This is a genomic window from Sapientia aquatica, assembly GCF_004358105.1.
In the GTDB taxonomy this organism is placed as follows: Bacteria; Pseudomonadota; Gammaproteobacteria; order Burkholderiales; family Burkholderiaceae_D; genus Solimicrobium; species Solimicrobium aquaticum.
This window is the reverse complement of sequence record NZ_SMYL01000003.1, coordinates 347,278-367,147: the sequence shown is the minus strand read 5'-3', so window position 1 is coordinate 367,147 and position 19,870 is coordinate 347,278. Positions and strand designations below refer to the sequence as shown.

Annotated in this window: 20 protein-coding genes; 10 read left to right on the top strand and 10 right to left on the bottom strand. The window is 49.8% G+C overall.

Going from position 1 to position 19,870, the window contains the following annotated elements; all coding sequences use genetic code 11:
- Positions 1 to 306: 306 nt before the first annotated feature.
- From E2I14_RS09370 to E2I14_RS09355, 4 genes are all read left to right on the top strand, one after another.
- On the top strand, positions 307 to 1,053 hold the full coding sequence (locus tag E2I14_RS09370) for an MgtC/SapB family protein (protein WP_133327746.1): 747 nt from the start codon (positions 307 to 309) through the stop codon (positions 1,051 to 1,053).
- A gap of 138 nt (positions 1,054 to 1,191) precedes the next feature.
- The gene (locus E2I14_RS09365) at positions 1,192 to 1,989 is read left to right on the top strand and encodes a DUF1700 domain-containing protein (RefSeq protein WP_165967805.1); all 798 of its coding nucleotides are present in this window, start codon (positions 1,192 to 1,194) and stop codon (positions 1,987 to 1,989) included.
- A gap of 70 nt (positions 1,990 to 2,059) precedes the next feature.
- Entirely contained in the window at positions 2,060 to 2,869 is an 810-nt protein-coding gene (locus E2I14_RS09360) for a head GIN domain-containing protein (protein WP_133327742.1), read from the top strand.
- Between the two features lie 410 nt (positions 2,870 to 3,279).
- Positions 3,280 to 4,395, top strand: a complete 1,116-nt coding sequence (locus E2I14_RS09355) for a substrate-binding domain-containing protein (RefSeq protein ID WP_133327740.1) — start codon at positions 3,280 to 3,282, stop codon at positions 4,393 to 4,395.
- Between the two features lie 264 nt (positions 4,396 to 4,659).
- Here the strand turns inward: E2I14_RS09355 and E2I14_RS09350 are convergent, their stop codons facing one another.
- Positions 4,660 to 5,541, bottom strand: coding sequence for a LysR family transcriptional regulator (locus tag E2I14_RS09350; RefSeq protein WP_133327738.1), 882 nt, complete (start codon positions 5,539 to 5,541; stop codon positions 4,660 to 4,662).
- Between the two features lie 124 nt (positions 5,542 to 5,665).
- On the opposite strand from E2I14_RS09350, the gene E2I14_RS09345 reads away from it, so the two are divergent.
- Both E2I14_RS09345 and E2I14_RS09340 read left to right on the top strand, forming a co-directional pair.
- On the top strand, positions 5,666 to 6,187 hold the full coding sequence (locus E2I14_RS09345; RefSeq protein WP_133327736.1) for a hypothetical protein: 522 nt from the start codon (positions 5,666 to 5,668) through the stop codon (positions 6,185 to 6,187).
- A 9-nt stretch (positions 6,188 to 6,196) separates the two neighbouring features.
- The gene (locus tag E2I14_RS09340) at positions 6,197 to 6,712 is read left to right on the top strand and encodes a DUF924 family protein (protein WP_319945925.1); all 516 of its coding nucleotides are present in this window, start codon (positions 6,197 to 6,199) and stop codon (positions 6,710 to 6,712) included.
- Between the two features lie 118 nt (positions 6,713 to 6,830).
- Here E2I14_RS09340 and E2I14_RS09335 read toward each other — a convergent pair whose 3' ends face one another.
- Positions 6,831 to 7,766, bottom strand: a complete 936-nt coding sequence (locus E2I14_RS09335) for an IS1595 family transposase (protein WP_133327734.1) — start codon at positions 7,764 to 7,766, stop codon at positions 6,831 to 6,833.
- Between the two features lie 328 nt (positions 7,767 to 8,094).
- Between E2I14_RS09335 and E2I14_RS09330 the strand changes: the two genes are divergently transcribed.
- Both E2I14_RS09330 and E2I14_RS09325 read left to right on the top strand, forming a co-directional pair.
- Positions 8,095 to 8,937 (top strand): ferritin-like domain-containing protein, encoded by an 843-nt coding sequence (locus E2I14_RS09330; RefSeq protein ID WP_133327822.1) that lies wholly within the window; start codon positions 8,095 to 8,097, stop codon positions 8,935 to 8,937.
- Between the two features lie 206 nt (positions 8,938 to 9,143).
- Complete coding sequence (locus E2I14_RS09325) at positions 9,144 to 9,767, top strand: hypothetical protein (protein ID WP_133327732.1); 624 nt, start codon at positions 9,144 to 9,146, stop codon at positions 9,765 to 9,767.
- A 75-nt stretch (positions 9,768 to 9,842) separates the two neighbouring features.
- Here E2I14_RS09325 and E2I14_RS09320 read toward each other — a convergent pair whose 3' ends face one another.
- The 4 genes from E2I14_RS09320 to E2I14_RS09305 all read right to left on the bottom strand — a co-directional run bounded on the left by E2I14_RS09320 (position 9,843) and on the right by E2I14_RS09305 (position 16,188).
- A complete protein-coding gene (locus E2I14_RS09320; RefSeq protein ID WP_133327730.1) occupies positions 9,843 to 10,220 on the bottom strand; it encodes a RidA family protein in 378 nt (125 codons plus the stop codon).
- Between the two features lie 199 nt (positions 10,221 to 10,419).
- Positions 10,420 to 11,928, bottom strand: coding sequence for an efflux transporter outer membrane subunit (locus tag E2I14_RS09315; protein ID WP_227544678.1), 1,509 nt, complete (start codon positions 11,926 to 11,928; stop codon positions 10,420 to 10,422).
- Positions 11,928 to 15,023 (bottom strand): efflux RND transporter permease subunit, encoded by a 3,096-nt coding sequence (locus E2I14_RS09310; RefSeq protein ID WP_133327728.1) that lies wholly within the window; start codon positions 15,021 to 15,023, stop codon positions 11,928 to 11,930. The genes E2I14_RS09315 and E2I14_RS09310 overlap by 1 nt, the downstream gene beginning before the upstream one ends.
- A complete protein-coding gene (locus tag E2I14_RS09305) occupies positions 15,016 to 16,188 on the bottom strand; it encodes an efflux RND transporter periplasmic adaptor subunit (RefSeq protein WP_133327726.1) in 1,173 nt (390 codons plus the stop codon). The genes E2I14_RS09310 and E2I14_RS09305 overlap by 8 nt, the downstream gene beginning before the upstream one ends.
- Positions 16,189 to 16,469: 281 nt before the next feature.
- On the opposite strand from E2I14_RS09305, the gene rfaE2 reads away from it, so the two are divergent.
- Positions 16,470 to 16,937 carry a D-glycero-beta-D-manno-heptose 1-phosphate adenylyltransferase gene (rfaE2, locus tag E2I14_RS09300; protein WP_133327724.1) on the top strand — a complete coding sequence of 156 codons (468 nt, stop codon included), beginning with the start codon at positions 16,470 to 16,472 and terminating at the stop codon, positions 16,935 to 16,937.
- Positions 16,938 to 16,963: 26 nt separating this feature from the next.
- On the opposite strand, the gene E2I14_RS09295 is transcribed toward rfaE2, so the two are convergent.
- From E2I14_RS09295 to E2I14_RS19670, 4 genes are all read right to left on the bottom strand, one after another.
- On the bottom strand, positions 16,964 to 17,443 hold the full coding sequence (locus E2I14_RS09295; protein WP_133327722.1) for a copper chaperone PCu(A)C: 480 nt from the start codon (positions 17,441 to 17,443) through the stop codon (positions 16,964 to 16,966).
- Between the two features lie 66 nt (positions 17,444 to 17,509).
- Positions 17,510 to 17,980: a tRNA (uridine(34)/cytosine(34)/5-carboxymethylaminomethyluridine(34)-2'-O)-methyltransferase TrmL gene (gene trmL, locus E2I14_RS09290; protein ID WP_133327720.1), complete on the bottom strand. Its 471-nt coding sequence runs from the start codon at positions 17,978 to 17,980 to the stop codon at positions 17,510 to 17,512.
- Positions 17,981 to 18,049: 69 nt separating this feature from the next.
- Positions 18,050 to 18,343: a ComF family protein gene (locus E2I14_RS19675; protein ID WP_227544682.1), complete on the bottom strand. Its 294-nt coding sequence runs from the start codon at positions 18,341 to 18,343 to the stop codon at positions 18,050 to 18,052.
- 24 nt (positions 18,344 to 18,367) lie between these two features.
- The gene (locus E2I14_RS19670; protein WP_227544677.1) at positions 18,368 to 18,820 is read right to left on the bottom strand and encodes a ComF family protein; all 453 of its coding nucleotides are present in this window, start codon (positions 18,818 to 18,820) and stop codon (positions 18,368 to 18,370) included.
- A gap of 80 nt (positions 18,821 to 18,900) precedes the next feature.
- Here E2I14_RS19670 and E2I14_RS09280 point away from each other — a divergent pair, with 80 nt between their 5' ends.
- A complete protein-coding gene (locus E2I14_RS09280) occupies positions 18,901 to 19,803 on the top strand; it encodes a methyltransferase domain-containing protein (protein WP_133327718.1) in 903 nt (300 codons plus the stop codon).
- Positions 19,804 to 19,870: the final 67 nt, after the last annotated feature.

The window sequence follows — 19,870 nt, the reverse complement described above, 5'->3', positions numbered from 1 at the left end:
TATATTTAATTTTTCTTGAGTGAAATTTGCATGCCACGTAGACTGCTTCCCATTCATTGTTGCTGCTAAGAATAGATGTAAAACTAACCCAGCGAAAAAGTTATTTCTGTGAGTTACTTTTATCTCTACCTAATTTGTTACCGTAATTAAATTTATTGAAAAATTTAAAGTCGAATTCTAAGCGAAATATGTGAATACTTGATGAAGAGATGAGGAAATTTATTATTGTTTTTGTCTATTTAATACAAACGCAACAATAATTTATTGGTTTTTTATGAATAATTTAACATTGTTGGAGTGGTTTCAATGGATTTAACCCAGATTTTGGCCGGCTATTGGTCGATCCCTTTAATCAAAGGCAACTTTATTGTTGTGCTTAATTTAATTGGCGCCTTGGCATTGGGATTCGCATTGGGTTATGAGCGCACTTATCACGGTCGCGCTGCCGGCATGCGCACTTACGGTTTGGTGTGCATGGCATCGGCGGGAATCGTTTTGGTTAGCGGTTATCCAGAACTATGGTTTGGCGGGCATGTGTCCAGTCCGGACTGGCACGTTGATCCCACTCGTTCGATACAGGGCATTGTGACCGGCATCGGTTTCTTGGGTGCTGGCGTGATTATGAAAGATGGCTTAAGTATTAGTGGCTTAACCACGGCCGCGTCGCTCTGGACTGCTTCGGCCATTGGGGTGATGGTGGGAATGGGTTTGTATCCTGCCGCGATTTTTTTCACGGTTGGCGCCATCGGCTGCATGACGATCGTGTCCAAGGTTGAGCAACATTTACCATCGCGCCCGGCGGTTACGATCACCTTGCGTTTTAGAGCTGGATTTGTCCCCAAGATTGAGTTGATCCGTCAGTCAGCTCATTTGGCTGGTTTTTCGATTCAATCCCAGTCAATTGTGATTTCGCATCAGCAAGGGCGCACCGAATGGCATTTTGTGATGGTCGCTATCGATAAGGTTGCTTGCGCGGTGTTGCCCGATTTGGCCGACCAATTCCAACGAATTGAGGGCGTAGAAGACCTTAATCTGGCTTTGGCGCGTATCTAGAATTCCCTACTCCAACAACAATTAAGCCTGCGCGGCGCAGACTGTCCCACGAAAAACGCGCTTTATCGCAAAACTCGCGCATCCTAGGCTTAATTTTAATATAGTTCCACCTAAGTAATGTTGATTAGGGGAACCATCATGACAAAACTAGAATTTATCACTGCATTCAAAGCGGCATGCGATAACTTGCCGACAGATTTGTTGGAAGCGGCTTTGGCCGATTATGAGCGTCAATTCACCGATCAATTTTTGGCTGGCGTGAGCGAGCAAACAATCGTCGAGAGCTGGGGTTCGCCGCAGAACGCGGCCTTAAAGCTGAAGCTAAAGACCTTGAATGGCAATTTAAAGCAACCCGTCAAAGCGGACAAAGTCGCACGGATCTGCATTAGCGCAGTCTGGCTGGCGATCGTTGATTTGTTCGCGATCATCCCCACGGCGATTTATTCGGGTTTGCTGTCTGCCTTTTATGCTGTTTCGTTGGTTGTTTATTTGACGGGCATTTTTGTTAGCGCAACCAGCTTGACGGGAATAACTTACATCGAAATTCCATCCCAGTACCTGCCATTGCATTTCGCCAGTCATTTCGACGTCGGTCGGATTCATTTTCGCCCTGATAGCTTGTTTGACGATGGCGACAATAAAGCCAAGATCGATAAATCCGAAAAGCCTGACTTGACCATTGGCGTGTTGCGTACTCCGCAGGCTGACAAGGTCGGGGATGCTAACGGCGCAGCGGATGAGGCGGATCATCGCAAACCGCAATATGACAGCTTGGATATCGTCAGCCGATTGCCGAAAAACACGTTTTGGAATGGTTTGGGTATTACCTTTGCGGGAATGGTGATGTTGGTATTGTGTTTCCTAGCAACGCGCTTGGGTTTCCGTTTGTTGCGCAGTTTCGCGCTGTGGCAATTCAATATTTTGAAAAATGCGTGACCTGTCATTGCTCAATTCAGCAATCCAATAAGCTACTGGTGAAATTTAACTTTTTAAACACGGTGAAATCATGAAATTTATCGCTAACTCATTTGCAGTCTTAATCGTGCTGGCGCTTGCCTTGGGCGGCGTGGTGTATAACGCAGTCAGCGCTCACGCCAAGCAAGGCGAGCCCCTGACACTGCCTAAGCCAAATTTAAAATCCGAAGCAAGAACAATCACCAACGATATCGATAAAATCGTCTTGGACGCGCCGGTGGACGTGTCAATTACGCAAGGCGATAAAGCCAGTTTGGAATTAAAAACCGATGCCCGCTTGTTATCGAAAATCGTCACAGAGCAAAACGGTCGCACATTACGCATCTCGACTAAAGGGCTGTTGTTGACCATGAATCAGCCGATTAAGATCAGCATGGTCTTGCCGAAGTTGGTTGAGATTGTTCAGCAAGGCAGCGGCGATATGATTGTGAGCGGATTTAATCAGCCTAATATCACTTTGCAATCATCCGGTTCTGGCGACGTTAAGGTCACTGGCCAGTATCTGCAAGTAGTTGCAGCGGTCAACGGATCGGGTGAAATGGATATCAATAGCGGCACGAGTGACAAAGTGAGCATCACCGCAAGCGGTTCAGGCGACGTGAGCGCCATTGCCAAGGCCGCTGCGGTCACTGTTGTCCACACTGGTTCGGGTGACTTGGATGCACAACGGTTGATTGCACAAAAAGCACAGGTTGAATGCCACGGTTCAGGCAATGTCAAAGTGTATGCCAGCCAATCGGTGCACCTGAATCAAACCGGCAGCGGCGACGTCGAGATTTATGGCAACCCAAACACCCGTGAGGTAAGCCGTTCCGGTTCGGGTGAAGTGACTTATGATTAAATTTGGAATAGCGTTGTTGAGCAAATCTCTCACTGATTGCTCTGTCACTATCTAACTACCATCTAACCTTACGCGCTGCCAGTCCACTCGTTGGACTTGGCGGCGCGTTGGTTTGCCGAATTACAACTCACTTCTCAATTCTCAATTCTCGCCGCTGCGGCAAGGTAGCTATTTTTCGCACTCATATTGTGCACATCGCCCAATTAACTTGTTAAATTAAAAATATAAAAAGCATCGCTAACGGTAAATTGATGTTTTCAAGTGTTTCTTTTAAAAAATATTGTTACTTAGAATAAATATCTGTAATAATTCTCGCGAAATATTGCTGTCGCGCAATGCCGCTCAGACAGCGTGTCACAAGCACAGATGTTCTTCGCTCTCTCTAACTAGATTTTTTTCCAAAAGAAATTATGAAACAAAGAAACTTTCACAAGTTGTTTGGTTTGCTGGGATTGATGGTGACACTGGCTGCCAGCCACGCCGGGTTTGCACAAGAAAACGCGATGCAAGCCATGGGTAAAGCGAATGCCAAAGTCGCTAAAGCGGCTTCGCGCAAAAACCGTTGGGACGGCCCGCTCGATGGCCCAAAATTACTGACTAAAAAGCGCGTGGTGTTTATCGCTGGCGATATGGCAAGTGGCGTAACTGGCAACGTCTACAAAGGTGCGCGCGAGGCGGCCACCCTAGGCGGCTGGGAATTGCTCACTATCGATTGTCGCGGCGCCTGTTACAAAGGCGAGCCGGTTATTAACCAAGCCTTAGGTATGAAAGCCGATGGCATTATTTTGGCCGGCGTCGATGCCTCCACCCAAGCTAAAGGTCTTGCCAAAGCACAAGAGGCAAAAATACCCGTTGTCGGCTGGCACTCTATTACCAAGCCAGGTCCGGTCGATGGCTTGTTCACTAATGTCGGCAGCAACCCACGCGAAGTCGCGCAATTGGCGGCCTTATATGGCGTGACAGAAGCTAACTCAAAAATGGGTCTAGTGATCTTCACCGACTCATCCACCCCTTATTTAGCGGCTAAATCAGCAGCGATGATAGAAATCATCAAACAATGCGAAACTTGCCGCTTGCTTAGCGTAGAAGAATTGCCGATTGCCGAAGCGTCGCTCAAGATGCAACAATCGGTGGACGATATTGTGAAGCGCCAAGGCAGCAAATGGACACACGTATTAGCGGTAAACGATGTGTATTTTGATTTGCTCGATAAGCCAGCTGTTGCCGCTTTGATTGCGGCCAACAAGTTAAAAGGCATTTCGGCAGGAGAGGGCTCAGTTACGGCTTATCAACGAGTTCATTCCAATGGTGTGCAAATTGGTACCGTCCCAGAACCGGGCAATATGCATGGCTGGCAGGTGATCGACGAACTTAACCGCGCTTTTGCAGGAGTTGCCCCAAGTGGTTACACGCCAGCGGTGCATTTGGCGACCGATCAAAACATCGCGTTTGACGGCGGCTCGAAAAACACTTTTGATCCTGACAACGATTACCGCAACCAGTACAAACGCTATTGGACACCGTAAGTGAACCGTTTTTAAAGTAAGTAGGCGACAGTTCATTCACTTTATCGCTGGGTTGCAAGGCATAATAAATCTCGGTTGGCGGTATTAGCGATAAGGTCAGCTAATCGAAAAACCATTTCGAACTAAACGACCACTCGACTGCGCAAACTCCACGAAATAATATTGATGTGCAGTCAGAGCTTTCATTACCGGAAAATTCATGATCCTAGAATAGCAATAGCAATACCCATACCGATTCTGTGGCAGTCTAGATAAAGTTTGTTGCTATCCACGTCGCGCAGGAAAAGCTGTTTTCAGATACTGCATGAACGCTTTAACCTTCGCACTCGCAAAGCGTCTAGAAGTGTGCAATGCCCAAATTTCAGCAGGAGCAGCGGATGAAGGCCCCCAACAGACAAGCCTGCCCGCAGCTAAATCTTCTTCGACAAGTGCGCTCGACAGTTTGGCGGCGCCGATGCCTGTGAGCACAGCATCACGGATCATCGTGAACGTCGGCAGTTCAAGAACTGGCTTCGTTTCGATTTCACGACAGGGGTTCCCCCCGATCTTCCAAGTGGCGGGGTTCCTAGCAGCATTCCTAACCACCACGGGTAGCGACTGCTGGCGAGGGGAAGTAGCCGACGTTGACGGATCCAACAAGGACGGCGCCGCAACAACTAAAAGTTGGTCCCTGAGGAAGCATGTCCCCACAAGCTCCGAATCCGCTTTCGGGTTAACCCGGATCACTACGTCGTAGCCTTCACTTACGAGGTCCACTTCGCGATCTTCCATCGTTACATCCAACTCAATCTCTGGATAGGCAGACTTGAATTGGCCAGTTAGGCGGCCCATAAACATGAGCCCAAATAGAAATGGAACGTTAACGCGCAATCGACCCTTTGGTTGTGCACTTCCGTCTCGCAGCATGTCCACTGCTTGGGCAATGTCATTGAGGGGTCCCGAAGTGCTCTTGAAGAGCATCTCTCCTTCCTCTGTCAGTTGGACGGACCTGGCGCTTCGCTCAAACAGGCGCACCCCTATGCTCCTCTCCAAATCCATGACTTTGCGAGACAGGCTAGCTTTCGGGCGTCCACTCATCCGGCTCGCTTGAGAAAATCCACCGTTGGATGCCACCAAGACAAAGTCGGACAAGTCATCAAGATTCATTTCGTTCCATATATGAGACGTATAGTCTTATTTTATGGTATTTCGTTTCGATTGTAAATATCATATATTAACCACTGATACAACCTCTTCTACAACGGCACAAACATTTAATAAGGAATCTGCAATGACACTTCTCGCATCCGGTCCTAATGGCACATCTGCATCTCAACCCAACTTAGGAGCAGCCGCAAAGGTGGGAGCTTGGCTGTTCGTCTTATGGGGCGTATTGCACGTCTGGGTGGGCTATGAAGGCATTCACCAATACCTCAGCAACGGGACTCCAGGACAGTGGAACATGATGATTGGCGGCAGCAAGGCTCTTCGCTCGACCTTTTTGCAAGCAACCGATGCGACCACTCTCTTCGCGCAGGGCCAATTGCTTTTGAACTTCTGCATCGACGTTGGTGGATATGGAGTTCTGGGCCTCGCCGTGGCATGGCTCATTTTGAATCGTGCTTCTTGGCCTGCCTATTTCATAGGCGTATTCATCATAGGCATTGCCGACCTTACCTTTCTCTTTGCCATGGTCACCTCAGGTGTCATTGAACTAAACGCAGGGACGGTTGGCGGTCCTGTCATTTGGTTTTTGGCGATAATCATGACCCCGTATGGCATGCCTTCACTGCGCAATAATTCAAACCGATAGGCGAGCACCATGCACCAGAGCCCCGACTCAGTCATTTCATTCTGGTTTGAGGAGATCGCGCCTAAACAGTGGTGGGAGAAATCAGCGGATTTTGACCAGTTGATTTTCCGGCGGTTTGGGGCTTTGCACAAGGCGGCGGCAGCTTGCGAACTATTTGCGTGGCGTGAGACTGCACTTGGCCGACTAGCCGAAATTTTGGTGCTTGATCAGTTTTCGCGCAACATTTACCGGGACCAAGCGTCAGCCTTTGCATGCGACCCTTTGGCGCTTGCGCTGGCGCAAACCGCCGTTGCAGTCCAAGCTGACAGTGAACTTGAAGTGAAAGAACGTTCATTTTTATTCCTTCCTTACATGCACAGCGAGTCATCAATGATGCACTTAGTGGCAATGGCACTTTTCGATGCTCCTGGCATGGAGAGTAGTTTGGAATTCGAACGAAAGCATAAGGACATCATCGAACGTTTTGGCCGGTTTCCGCATCGCAACGCATTGTTGGGGGCGCGTCTCCACGCCAAACGAAATTGAATTCCTGGCAATGCCAGACTCGTCTTTCTAACGGTTTCTCAATTTTGCTGATAAATGTGCCATATCCACAATGGCGGCCACATCTATTGCATAGAGGTGCTTGAAGAAGGTTGGAGTCCTAGCGAAACGAGGTATTCAAGAAGGTTTTGCCGTCCATGCAGTTGTCCTTATCGAGCATGCGGTGCCAGCCAAGATAGTTGTCGAGGTTCTTGGTGGCCACTCCGTAGAAGCGATGCATCCATCCTTTGAGACGCGAGTGGTAGGAATTTATATTTTGAATATGGTAGCTGCCAGCCACCTTCTTTGCTGGCACGCTCTTGGATTGGATGCCCTTAGCTTTGGCAATGACTCCATAAGCCTTGTAGCCATCCGAGCAAAGCAGGCAATCGTCAGACAGGACAGGCGACAACTTCTCTCCAATGTCCTTGGCCTTGCGTGAGGCGATGACGGCTGACAGCGTGGCTCCGCTCGAACGGTCGCGGGCCACCAGCACGGGGATTTGCTCCTTGGACAGTCCAGGCTTCACGGCCTTGGTGCCACGCACTTTCGCCGGGCGAGGCAGGCCCTTGCGTTGACCCTTGAAGGACTCGATGAAGAACGTCTCGTCCGCTTCCACCACTCCGGTCAATTGCAGAGGTTGTATTTTTTGCGGCGAGCGCAGGAAGCGATGCCTCCAACGGAATGCCGTGGTGAATGCGACGCCCAATCGTTCAGCAGTTGCGGCCACGCTCAGCCCATCCACCATGCACTCCGCATTCTCGATATGCTTTTCGGCCATGCGAAGTCTTGCCAATGGAGTGCCAGTCAATGCGTTGAAGGTTTTGGAGCATGCCTTGCACTTGAAGCGTTGCCGTCCGTCGCGGACTCCTGACTTGGTGAAGTGCTCGCAATCGCAGTAGGGGCAGGTCTTGATCGCATCTTCCGCTTCGCGTAGAACCAAGGAGCCTTGCACCTCCTGTTCGCGCCCACGCAGGGCCTTTTTGGCTTCGATGCACTCGGACGCGGACAGGGTGCCGACGTCCTCGATGAGCTTCTTGAATGCGGTGGGTTTCATGGGGAGCACTCAGCCGGATAAATCACAGCCTATGCTATTCAAATAACGCGCTTCCCGTCAACCCGGTTGACAAAACTGACCTAAACGCTAATACCGCCTCTCGGTTTATTATGCTTTTTTCATTTCTGCGCCGAATTATTCACCGTTGTTGCATTTGTTGCGGGGATTTATAAAATATTTCAGGCGGCCTACGGTTTCACATTGCTGTAGCAATTGAGCTGCACACTTCATGGCTAGGTACAGTAAGAGTTAATTTACGCGTTCTGGTAGAATTAGGCGAATTCTTCTAAAACGTATTTGATGATATAGAAAAGGGTCTCACGTGACTATGTTGTATCCCGAATTATTTAAGTCCTTAGAACAAGTGCGCTGGAACATGGAGACAGACATTCCGTGGGATCAGTTTGACGGTTCTAAACTGACCTTAGAGCAAGCACAAACCATCAAGATGAATGCCATCACGGAATGGTCGGCGTTGCCAGCGACGGAAATGTTTTTGCGCGACAACCGCCAAGACAGCGATTTTTGCGCGTTCATGTCAGTTTGGTTTTTTGAAGAACAAAAGCACTCATTGGTGTTGATGGAATACCTGCGCCGCTTCTATCCAGAATTAGTACCAACAGAAGAAGAGTTGGATAACGTGCGGTTTGAGTTCGATCCTGCTCCGCCTTTGGAAACCTTGATGCTGCATTTTTGCGGCGAAATCCGTTTAAACCATTGGTATCGTTGCGCATCCGATTGGCATACCGAACCAGTCATTAAGCACATCTACAAGATCATCAGCCAAGACGAAGCTCGCCACGGCGGCGCGTATTTGCGTTACATGAAAAAAGCGTTAAACGAATTGGGCGACAGCGCCAGTTCGGCATTTGCCAAAATCGGTGTGTTAATGGCCTCAGCGCGTCGTACTGAGAAGCCGCTGCATCCAACCAATTTGCACGTAGCGCAAGCATTCTTCCCAAAAGACACGATTCAAAGTCGTTTGCCTGATCCGGATTGGCTAGAGCGTTGGTTAGACGGTCAAATCAAATTTGATGGCACATGGGAAAAGAAAGTCATCGACCGCATTTTGCATAATCTGTCTTTGCTGTTCGATCAAAGTTTTGAGACAGTGCAAGACTTAAACCGCTACCGTAAGCAAATCACTGCGCGTCTGGCGGAAGTGGCATAAGCGATTCGCGTTTGTTACAAACAAATCCCATCTCGGCATAAACTGCCCAACAAGCAATGGTATGATTTCCGACTTCGGTGACGCCATTGCTTGTTTCGTTTTGACTCTCTAACACGATTTACCATGCAAAGCGTCGACGCCAATTGGTCGGTGCAATCAACGCGCGCTAATTGCTCAAATACGACAAAGGACAAATAATGAGATTAATGAAATTAACACCCTTAATCGCGGTTGCAGTCGTTACAGCCGTCACAGCCCTGACGTTAACTGCTTGCGGTGGCGCATTGAACGCGCGTATTGGCGGCAATGTTTCTGGTTTAGCTGGTGCAACCTCGGTTGGTTTGCTCAACAATGGTAGCGACGCGATTACCGTGTCGGCCAACGGCAGCTTTACGTTCGATAAAACAGTGAGTTCTAAAGGAGCTTATTTAGTCACCGTCAACAAACAGCCGACGGGAGAAACTTGCACCGTGGTCAATGGTTCTGGTACGGTTGACTCGCGCGGCAACGATGTCACCAATGTTCAAGTCAATTGCGTCGCTGGCAGCACCACAACCTCAGCCGTGTCGGTCAATATCAGTGGCTTGGCATCGGGCGCAACCGTGGTGTTATTGGATAACGGCGTGGATGCGTTAAGTGTCACTGGCAATGCCACGACTGCCGCGGGCGGCACGATTACCCAATTATTCCCAACCCCGCTGGCCTCTGGTTCTAACTATAGCGTCACAGTCGGAACGCAACCCACTGGCCATACGTGCTTGGTGACCAACGGCATTGGAACAATCCCCACATCGGGCAGTGCAGCAGCGGTGATTGTGACCTGCAATTAAATTAATTGGCTAAAAAAAACCGCCAGTAATTAATTACTGGCGGTTTTTTTATTGCCTTCCGACTTTAGCTGGCGGCTAACTGGCGGCTGAACTATTGATCGCTGCAGTGACTTCAATTTCAACCTTGTACTCGTGATTGACCAAGCGTGTTCCAATAGTAGTGCGCGCTGGCGTATGTCCTTGCGGGACCCAATCGTCCCAGACCGCATTCATCACGGCGTAGTCACCCGTCGAGGCCAGATAAATGCGCGCAGCCACGATGTTGGTTTTGTCTGCACCGACTTTGGCTAATAATTGATCGATGTATTGCAGCACTTCGCGGGTTTGACCGGACACATCAAGTGAGGTGTTTTGGGCGACTTGGCCGGCCAGATAAATCAATTTGGCATTACCTAAATCAACCACAGTCATTTCACTAAAACGCGGGCCCATTTCAAAGCGGGTGATGTTCATGGCGGCACATTTCTGATAAAAAAGAATGGAATTGGGAGTGCAACAAGGTTGTGCAATATTGCCGTAAAAAAACTAAATACGGCAAACTATTTTTATCCTGTGCAAAAAATCACACAAAATAAATAACGACCCAAAAGGCCCAACCGCGTCGCAGATTAAGTCACTATGCGCTGCTCATTCGGCAGCGCCATTGGCGACGTTATTTTGCCGTATTCCACCAACCACCACCCAAGGCTTGAAACAATGCCACCGTGTCGGCGTAACGATTAGCTTGCGCTTGCGCCAGTGCGACTTTGGCTTGCTGATAGTTTTGCTGAGCTGTCAGTAGCGCCATCGGGCTAATGTCGCCCAGTGCTAATTGTTGTTGTGCAATCGCATAGGTCTTAGCTGCCGCCGCTTCCGCGTTTTTGTTGGCTTGTAAGGCGAACGCGTCAGCTTGGATCGCTTGCAGGGCATCCGCCACATTTTGGAAGGCGGAAATCACCGTCGAGCGGTATTGCGCTTCTGCTTGTTGATAGGCGGCTTCGGCGGCGCCTTGGCGATGTTTGAGCGTGCCGCCATCAAAGATAGGTTGGGTGATCGAGCCAGCTAAATTCCAGAACACGGTGCTGCTTTTAAACAGGTTCGATAAGCTGTAAGCGGCAGAACCATAGGACTCAACACCGAGCGCGATGTTGGGTAAGCGATTGGCTACCGCCACGCCAACTTGCGCGCTGGCTGCATGCAATTGTGCTTCCGCCGCCAAGATATCAGGCCGATGTTCGACCAATGTTGATGGCAGCGTCAGCGGGATTTCCGCAGGCAATTGCAATGAGTCGAGTTCAAATTTTGGCGTGCTGGTATCGTCGGGAAAACGCCCAGCCAAGGCCTTAATTAAATCGCGTTGTTGGGCTAATTGTTTTTGGATTGGCGCAATCGCTGCTTGGGCATTGGCAACTGCCGATTCTTGCGTTGCAACGTCCAACTGTCCGACCTGTCCAAGAGCAAGTTGGCGCAAGGTGCTCTCTAGTGTTTTCTTTTGAATGACTAACACGTCGTTGAGAGCAGTCAACTGCGCGCGCAAGGCGGCTTCGGTGATTGCGGCCGTGGCGACGTTAGTGGTCACGGTCAAATAGGCCGCTTGCAATTGATATTGTTGCGTATCGACTTGAGCTTGCAAGCCTTCGACTTGGCGACGATTTAAGCCGAACACGTCCGGCGCATAAGAGATACTTAATTGCGCTGTGTGCAGATTGTATAAGTAGTTCCCAGAGGCGGCCGACGTGGCCAGATCACTCGTCACTTTTTGCCGCGTTGGCGTGTACGAGGCCGACACGGTAGGGAAATAGGCGCCAACTTGCGCTTCCTTATTTTCTTGCGCCTGACGCAAAGCGGCTTGCGCTGCTGAAATCGTTGGATTGTGTTTCAGACTGTCGGTAATTAAATTATTCAACGGCTCAGAATGGAATAATTCCCACCATTGCGCTGGAATATCGCGCCCGGCGACAAACTGCTGAGTGACTTCACCTTGCGGTGCGGCGGCGAGCGTTAATGGCTCCTCAGTATGCGCGTTTGGTAGGACATCTTTAGGACGCACATAATCCGGCCCAACGGCGCAGCCCGCCAGCAACAACGCGCAGGCCAAGCCGATGCTGCATGGCCGTGAAATTAAATTGAGCAATGGAATTTTCTTCATAATCATCAATGAGTCAACGGTGCGCGTAGTCATCAGCGATCCTGTCTGCGGCGCACGCCCCACGCTTTACCGGCGACGAAACTTTCGAGCGCAAAGTAAAAGGTCGGCAAAATAAATAAAGTCAGCAAGGTCGAGACTACCAAGCCACCCACCACGACGGTGGCTAATCCGCGCTGCACGTCGGTGCCAACGCCAGTAGCCAACGCTGCCGGCAACATGCCGATGGACGCCACTGTGGCGGTCATTAACACCGGACGCAAACGTTCGCTGGCACCTTCGATGACGGTTTCCGACAAACTCAATCCTTCACCATGCACGCGGCGGAAGTTCGCTACCATGATGATTCCGTTTTGTACCGACACACCGAACAGCGCAATAAAGCCAACGGCGGTCGCCACGTTCAATGTTTCACCAGTAACGTGCAAGGCAATCAAACCGCCCAGAGTCGCCAACGGCACCACGCCGAGAATCAAGAATGACTGGCGCAATTTGCCAAACTGGAAGTACAACAATACCGCCATCATCAATAGCATTACGCTCAAAATAATCACCAAGCGGGCTTGGGCACGTTGCTGGTTTTCGAATTGTCCGGCCCATTCCAAGCGATTTTGTTGTGGATTAAATTTCACTTCTTTATCGATGCGTTGCTGTGCTTCCGCTAAATACGACGTTAAATCGCGTCCGCGATTATCAATACGCACAGTGATTTGGCGATTATTGGTTTCGTGCGAAATCGTACTTTCACCGGTTTGCAAACGTATCGTCGCTAACTGGGAGAGCGGGATTTTAGCGCCAGAGGGGCTGCTTAAATATAAGCGCCCCAAGGATTCTGGATTGCTTTTATTGGCTTTAGGGAAGCGCACCGTCAAATTGTAAATGTGCTCTTCTTGATACACCGTTGTGACCGGTGCACCGCCAACGCCGGTTTGAATTAGCGCGGCGATATCGTTGACGTTAATCCCAAAGCGCGCTGCGGCAGCGCGATCAATTTTTACCACCATTTGCGGAATAGGCGGTTCTTGGAAAATCGACGCCGAGGCGGTTCCGCGGATTGATTCGAGAATATCGACGATCTGATTGGCGATGCGACGATCTTCTTTTAAGTCGCTGCCATAAACGCGCAATACTAATGGGCTGTGCGCGCCGCCAATGGCGTCATTGACGCCGTCAATAATTGGCTGACTAATACCAATCGAAAAGCCCGGCATGTGCTTAAAGCGCTCATTCATTCTGGCGATTAATTCGGCCTTGCTCTCGCCCGACGCCCATTGGTCATACGGTTTTAAGCCAACCGGCACTTCAATGTGCGATGGCGTCCACGGATCGGTCGCGTCGTCGTTGCGACCTAGTTGCGTGATGACGTAAGAAACTTCGGGGAAGGATTTAATTTCCTTGCGTAATTCGGACGCCATTTCGCTGGCTTTTTCTAGCGATAATCCAGTTGGCATTTGTACTTGCAGCCACAACGCGCCTTCATCGAGTTCAGGCAAAAATTCGCTACCCGCAGTCGCACCCAAAATCAATACGCACACCAAGGCGACAGACGCGATGAGGTAGGCGATCCAAGGACGTTCCAGTAAATGCCCCAAGCCAGCGCGATAACGTGTGGTCAGCCATGCTAAGGGTTTGTTATGAAATATTTTGCGCGGCATGCGTAGCGCGGTATATGCCAAGCCCGGAATCAGCGTCAGAGCGCACAGCAGAGCACCCAATAATGCATACGAAACGGTGTAAGCCATAGGCGTAAATAATTTACCTTCAGCGCGTTCAAACGCAAACAGCGGTAAGTACGCCACGATGATAATCAAGGTGGCAAAAAAGATTGGGCGCGCCACTTGGCTGGTCGTTTCGAGAATGTCGTTTTCGGTTAACTCCAGCGTTGGATTTTCTTCGCGCCGCCGCAAAATCGCCTCCATCACCACAATCGCACCATCCACAATAATCCCGAAATCGATCGCGCCGAGTGAGAATAAGTTAGCCGGCATTTTGGTCGCGTGCATGATGATGAATACCGTGACCAAGGCAATCGGAATCGCCACCGCCGCCACAATCGCACTGCGCGGACTGCCTAAAAATAAAATCAATACGATGCACACCAAGCCGATACCTTCGAGCACAGTGTGGCTGACTTTATGCACCGTCAATTTCACCAAATCGTCGCGGTCAATGTAGGGCGCAATTTTGACGCCCATCGGATCGAGTTTCTTTTGTAGTTCAGCGACTTTGGCGTGCACTCCTTTGAGAATGACCGAAGGGTTTTCGTACTTGAGCATCAAGACAATTCCTTCCAGCGTATCGGGATTGGAATCTTTACCCAAAATGCCTTCGCGTTCTTGATGACCAAATTGCAGCTTGCCTAAATCGCGCACCAGCACAGGATTGCCGTTGCTTTGCGTGACAGCGACATTGCCTAAATCGTCGAGCGAATGAATTTGCCCAATGCCCCGAATCACGTAACTTTGCTCGCCGCGCGAAATACGTCCGCCGCCAGCGTTGGCGCTATTGTTGTTAATCGCGGTGACTACATCGTTTAACGCGAGGTTGTAGCGTTGTAATTGCGCTGGGTTGAGTTCCAGTTGGAATTCTTTCGTGAAGCCGCCAAAGTTGCTCACGTCAGCGATGCCCGGCACTTGTTTTAAACCTGGGACCACTATCCATTTTTGGATCTCGGATAGCTCCATTAAATTCTTGCTGTCCGATTCCAATGTGTAGCGAAAAATTTCACCCGCTGCGCTGGTGACGGGATTTAACGTAGGTTGAATTCCGCTTGGCAAAGTCGCTGTGGCGATGCGCTCTAAAATCCGCTGGCGCACGAAATAATCTTCGGATCCATCTTTAAATACCAACGTGACCAGCGATAACGCAAATGTGCTCGACGAGCGCATCGTCACCAAGCCCGGCGTGTTGGATAAAGCGCGTTCTAGGGGCGTGGTAATTTGCTGCTCAATTTCTTCGGCGGCCAATCCGGGAACTTGGGTCGTGACTTGTACGGTGATGTCGCTAATATCGGGAAACGCTTCAACCGACATATTGGTCCACGATACATAACCGTAGATCAACACCAAGATAGCGATAGCCCAAGCTAGATAGCGGCGGCGAAAGCAAATGGAGATGAGTAAATTAATCATTGAGTAAAACTCCGCCACGCACGATCACACGCTCATTGGCGGCTAAACCCGACAACACACTAACTTGTTCCCCATCTTCGCTGCCGATGGTGACAGTGCGGCGCACAAATACCCACGGCGAGGTCTCAACAAATACGGTGATGCTGTCGTTATTCATTAATAACGCCGAAGTAGGAATCATCAATTTGCCCGTTTGAGCCGTTGCCAGTTTGACGTTGGCATACATGTTCGGCTTTAGGCGGCCATCAGCATTATTGAAACTAATCCGCGCCTTATTGCGATGCGTGTCCGGTTCGAGCACCGCGCTGATGGAGTTGATTTTTCCTTGCCAGGTTTGATCGGGATAGGATTGCAAGCTGATTTCGGCGGATTGATCTTTGTGTAATTTGGAGACCAAATCTTCCGGCACATTGGCGGTGACCCAAACGGTATCGAGATTGGCGATGGTCATGATGCTAGCGGTCGGGTCGTTAAGGTAAGCACCTTTGCCGGGATTGAGCGCGGTAACGGTTCCTGAAACAGGCGCGACGATCGTGAGTAGGCGATTGGTGTTGTCTTTGCTATCGCTGGAAACGCCCAATGTTTTTAAGCGCGCTTGGGCGCGATTGAATTCGGCCAAGGCTTGATTAGTATTGCTCTTAATTTGTTCTAAATCTTTGGCCGCGTTGGCGCCCGCGCTGTTGACACCTTCACCGCGTTGCTGGGCTTTTTGTGCAAGCTCAAGCGCATCACGCGCTTTGTCGGCGTCCGCATAGGCTTGGGCTAAATCGGGTGAGCTCATTACCGCAACGATTTGTCCGGCTTTGACTGCATCGCCTAATTTAACTTTTAGCTCAAGCAAGCGCCCGGTGAGCGGCGGCAGGATATTAACTGTATTGGCTGGATCGGCCTCGACCACGCCAGGAATATCAATCGTATGAATCGGCGCGGCAGAGCTAACTGCTGCAACTGCCAAACGTTTGCGTAATGGCGAATCGGCTGGCACCGTTAATTTATCGCCTTGCGCGGTGAACATCGGGGCATCGACTGTCGCCGTTTTCTTGCTTTCTTCCGAATGCGATTTGCCAATGTAGAGCGCGCCTGCGCCGACGAGCACTAAACACGCAACCGCGATGGCAATTGGCTTTTTCAGGGGGGCGGAGCTAAATTCGCTGTTGTTTTTCATGTGCTGACTCGTTTATTGGGGGAGACAATTGCCAATTTTTTTAGCGGATTACTATCAGATACATCGAGCGCAGACGGCTGATGCTTCGTAGTTTGCAACTAGTCTACGAAGATTTACTGACAGCGGTATGACATTTTCCTGACAAAAACCTGACCGAGCCGTTTGTTTGCCTTAACCTTGGATATCGAGCGACCACAGCAATTGGCTCACGATAAAATCGATACCTGTTATCATCTGCGCGGTCTAAAATTAGTCCAATTCACTATAGCAACGGAGCCAGTATGTTTGAAAATAAAATCACCACAGTCGAGCAATTACAACAACGGATGCAAGATTTACCCAAGCCGGTTGTGCTGACCAATGGTGTATTTGATATTTTGCATCGCGGTCATGTGACCTATCTGGAGCAGGCACGTGAACTGGGCGCATCGTTAGTGGTGGCGGTTAATACCGACGCGTCGGTTAAGCGTTTAGGAAAAGGTGACGATAGACCGATTAATACGTGCGCTGATCGCATGGCGGTGTTGGCCGCGCTGGAATCGGTCAGTTTGGTGGTGGCGTTTGAAGAAGATACGGCGCTAGAAATCGTCAAAGTTGGCCATCCTGATATTTACGCCAAGGGTGGCGATTATCAGATGGATGCGATTCCAGAAGGGAAGGAAGTCTTATCTTACGGTGGGAAGGTCGAAGCGATCACGTTCTTGCATGATCGCTCGACTTCAAAATTACTGGCTAAAGTGCGCAAATAAGCGCGCTTTGTTATAAAAAGAATGCATTAATGTTGGTGTTCCATAGGCGCGGCTGAGGCGGCCTCGACGTGCACAACGACTTCAATCTTGCCCGCTTTTTCAAACTGCAAAGTCAGCGGAAATTTATCGCCCGCTTTCAACGGCTGCGTTAAGCCAATCAACATAATGTGATAGCCGCCAGCCGGTTTCATGCTGATTTTGCTGCCAGCTTTTAATTCAATGCCATCGACTTCACGCATTTTCATGACGTCGCCCGCCATTTCCATATTGTGAATTTCGACCGATTTAGCGATCGTGCCGCTGACTTTGACTAATTTGTCGTCCTGCTTGCCTTTGTTTTCCAACCCAAAATACGCGCCGCCCGAGGTTTGCTGCGCTACCGTGGCGCGCGCGTACGGATGGGCAATTTGGATGTCGCCCAACGTGAATTCATGCGCGTAGGCAGAGCTAACAAGTAATGCTGTGCTAACGATGCTAGCGAAGGTTTTGAATGTGCTTGAGAACATGGTAATTCCTTTGAAAATAAAACGTGGCGCAGATGTTAACACAGTGTGTTCATTAATAAAATATTACTAAGCGCCACCATCAAAGCCGTTTTGCCGCCAAGCTTCATAGACCACAATTGCCACACTGTTGGATAAATTCAAGCTACGGTTGTCGGGCCGCATAGGCAAACGAATGCGCTGCGCGGTAGGAAACGAATTGCGCAAAGCTGGATCGAGGCCTTTGGTTTCAGAGCCGAACACAAACACATCGCCAGGCTGAAAGCGCGCTTGCGAGAATACGCCCGATCCATGTGTAGTCATGGCGAACAGGCGCGTCGGATCGGGGTTTAATTCGGCCATAAACGCATCCCAATTCGGATGCACGCGCATTTTGGCGTACTCGTGATAATCCAAGCCAGCGCGCTTGAGTTTGCTGTCTTCTAAGGGAAAACCTAGCGGTTCAATCAAATGTAATTGTGCGCCGGTATTGGCGCATAGACGAATAATGTTGCCGGTATTGGGCGGGATTTCCGGTTCAACCAGAACGACGTGGAACAAAATAAACTCCTCAGTGAACTGCTAAATGTGGGTTTGGCGCGGCGTACAAAGTGTATTGAAGCGTGCCAACTAATGCGGTGGTGTCCGGGCAAACACATAATTGGTCACTCTTGCTGCGCCATGCCGCTTCAAGCAAGCTGCGACTTCGTGCAAGGTTGCGCCGGTGGTAATTACGTCGTCAACTACGCCAATGTGTAAGCCGCGTATTTTATCTTCATAGCGCTCGTTGGGGGAAAAAGCGTATTTAATATTTTTATGCCGTTGATTGGGGTGGAGTTGGGTTTGTTGCTGTGTATCGCGCACCCGCATCAAGAGGCGCGCTTGGTAGGGGAGCTTAATTATTTTGGCTAACGGTTTGCAAATTTCTAATGCTTGATTAAATCCACGTTACGCTAAACGTTCTTTGCTCAACGGCACGGGAATGATGACATCCGGCCAAGATGTATTTGGCGCAGCTTGGATTGATTGCGCCATTAATCTAGCCATCATCGGAGCCAGGGCTAAACGGTGTCCAAATTTGAGCGATAAGATTAATTGATCGAGCGGCGCTGAATAATCGCAGGCGACGAAAGTGGCATCAAAGGCAGGTGGTTTGTTGATGCATGTGCCGCATGTGGTTGATTGACGCAGAACGGGTAAAGCGCAGATTTGGCAGCGACTGAAGCTGTTTGGCTGGTTAGCCGTAAAAAATTGGTTGACGCACTCCGCGCATAGAATGTCGTGCGTTTCGATGCCGCACAGTTGGCAACTGTTCGGAAAACAACGAGTTGCTTCGCGCAATGCTTGTTGGGCGCGGAATAAGATGTTTTTCGATAGAATGTGCGCCAATTTCAAGTGCATGAGCGGTGTTTGATGTTAAATCGACGATTGGACGTTGAATTCAACCTTAAAAAATATTTTTATCATAACGAATTGTATTTATGCAAAGTGCGCCAATCGAATTAGCGTCAGTACGAGCCGCCTTTAACCGACCCGAGCGCCGAGCGCCGGCTGATTTCGTCTATCGCGAGATCGCCGCGCGTATGCTGGAGCGCTTGCAATTAGTGCGTTTGGACCCTGCACACGTCTTGGATGCAGGTTGTGGTCGCGGCGCTGATTTAGGCGTCTTGCAAAATAACTATCCCAAAGCGCACGTACTTGGCTTGGATGGTAGCCACCAGTTGCTAAGCCGCGTACTAAAAGAGCGCGCTGCCGCGGATTCGTCGTTGCAGCGTTTGATGTCGAAATGGCTGTTTTCCAAAGGCACGTCGAGTAATTCCCAAATGGTGACCGGAAACTTTGGCGCAACGCCGTTTGCGGATCAATCGATGGACTTGGTTTGGTCTAACTTAGCGCTGCATTGGCATCCGGAACCGGATCAGGTGTTCAAAGAATGGCGCCGCCTTTTGCGTACTAACGGTTTGCTGATGTTTTCGTCTTTCGGACCGGATAGTTTGAAAGAAATCCGCACCGCCTTTGACGGCAGCTTAACCCCGCATACGTTGCCGTTTGTGGATATGCACGATTTTGGCGATATGCTGGTGAATGCCGGATTTTCGACCCCCGTCATGGACATGGAAGTCATTACGTTGACCTACGAAACGGTCGATCAATTATTGACTGAAGTGCGCGCCCTGGGCGGTAATCCGCTAGCCACCCGTAACAAATCGCTGACGGGAAAGTTGCAATGGAATCAGATGCGAACTAGATTGGATGGGATGCGTGCTGCCGATGGGCGGATTCCATTGACCTTAGAAATTATCTACGGCCATGCTTTTAAGCCAATGCCTAAAACAAACAAATCCGGGGAAAGCGTTATTCAATTCATCGATCGACGGAATTAAGTCGGCAGTTTTTGATCTGTGTTAAATATTTGTTCCATAATTGAGAACTTTTTTGCGGTACATCAAT

Coding starts and splice junctions, on each gene's coding strand:
- E2I14_RS09305 (WP_133327726.1), bottom strand. CDS start 16,188: ATGAAAAACAACAGCGAATTTAGCTCCGCCCCCCTGAAAAAGCCAATT.
- E2I14_RS09295 (WP_133327722.1), bottom strand. CDS start 17,443: ATGTTCTCAAGCACATTCAAAACCTTCGCTAGCATCGTTAGCACAGCA.
- E2I14_RS09335 (WP_133327734.1), bottom strand. CDS start 7,766: ATGAAACCCACCGCATTCAAGAAGCTCATCGAGGACGTCGGCACCCTG.
- E2I14_RS09350 (WP_133327738.1), bottom strand. CDS start 5,541: ATGAATCTTGATGACTTGTCCGACTTTGTCTTGGTGGCATCCAACGGT.
- E2I14_RS09315 (WP_227544678.1), bottom strand. CDS start 11,928: ATGACTACGCGCACCGTTGACTCATTGATGATTATGAAGAAAATTCCA.
- E2I14_RS19670 (WP_227544677.1), bottom strand. CDS start 18,820: ATGCACTTGAAATTGGCGCACATTCTATCGAAAAACATCTTATTCCGC.
- E2I14_RS09360 (WP_133327742.1), top strand. CDS start 2,060: ATGAAATTTATCGCTAACTCATTTGCAGTCTTAATCGTGCTGGCGCTT.
- E2I14_RS09365 (WP_165967805.1), top strand. CDS start 1,192: ATGACAAAACTAGAATTTATCACTGCATTCAAAGCGGCATGCGATAAC.
- E2I14_RS09355 (WP_133327740.1), top strand. CDS start 3,280: ATGAAACAAAGAAACTTTCACAAGTTGTTTGGTTTGCTGGGATTGATG.
- E2I14_RS09370 (WP_133327746.1), top strand. CDS start 307: ATGGATTTAACCCAGATTTTGGCCGGCTATTGGTCGATCCCTTTAATC.
- E2I14_RS09280 (WP_133327718.1), top strand. CDS start 18,901: ATGCAAAGTGCGCCAATCGAATTAGCGTCAGTACGAGCCGCCTTTAAC.
- E2I14_RS09340 (WP_319945925.1), top strand. CDS start 6,197: ATGCACCAGAGCCCCGACTCAGTCATTTCATTCTGGTTTGAGGAGATC.
- E2I14_RS09330 (WP_133327822.1), top strand. CDS start 8,095: ATGTTGTATCCCGAATTATTTAAGTCCTTAGAACAAGTGCGCTGGAAC.
- E2I14_RS09310 (WP_133327728.1), bottom strand. CDS start 15,023: ATGATTAATTTACTCATCTCCATTTGCTTTCGCCGCCGCTATCTAGCT.
- E2I14_RS09325 (WP_133327732.1), top strand. CDS start 9,144: ATGAAATTAACACCCTTAATCGCGGTTGCAGTCGTTACAGCCGTCACA.
- E2I14_RS09345 (WP_133327736.1), top strand. CDS start 5,666: ATGACACTTCTCGCATCCGGTCCTAATGGCACATCTGCATCTCAACCC.
- rfaE2 (WP_133327724.1), top strand. CDS start 16,470: ATGTTTGAAAATAAAATCACCACAGTCGAGCAATTACAACAACGGATG.
- E2I14_RS09320 (WP_133327730.1), bottom strand. CDS start 10,220: ATGAACATCACCCGCTTTGAAATGGGCCCGCGTTTTAGTGAAATGACT.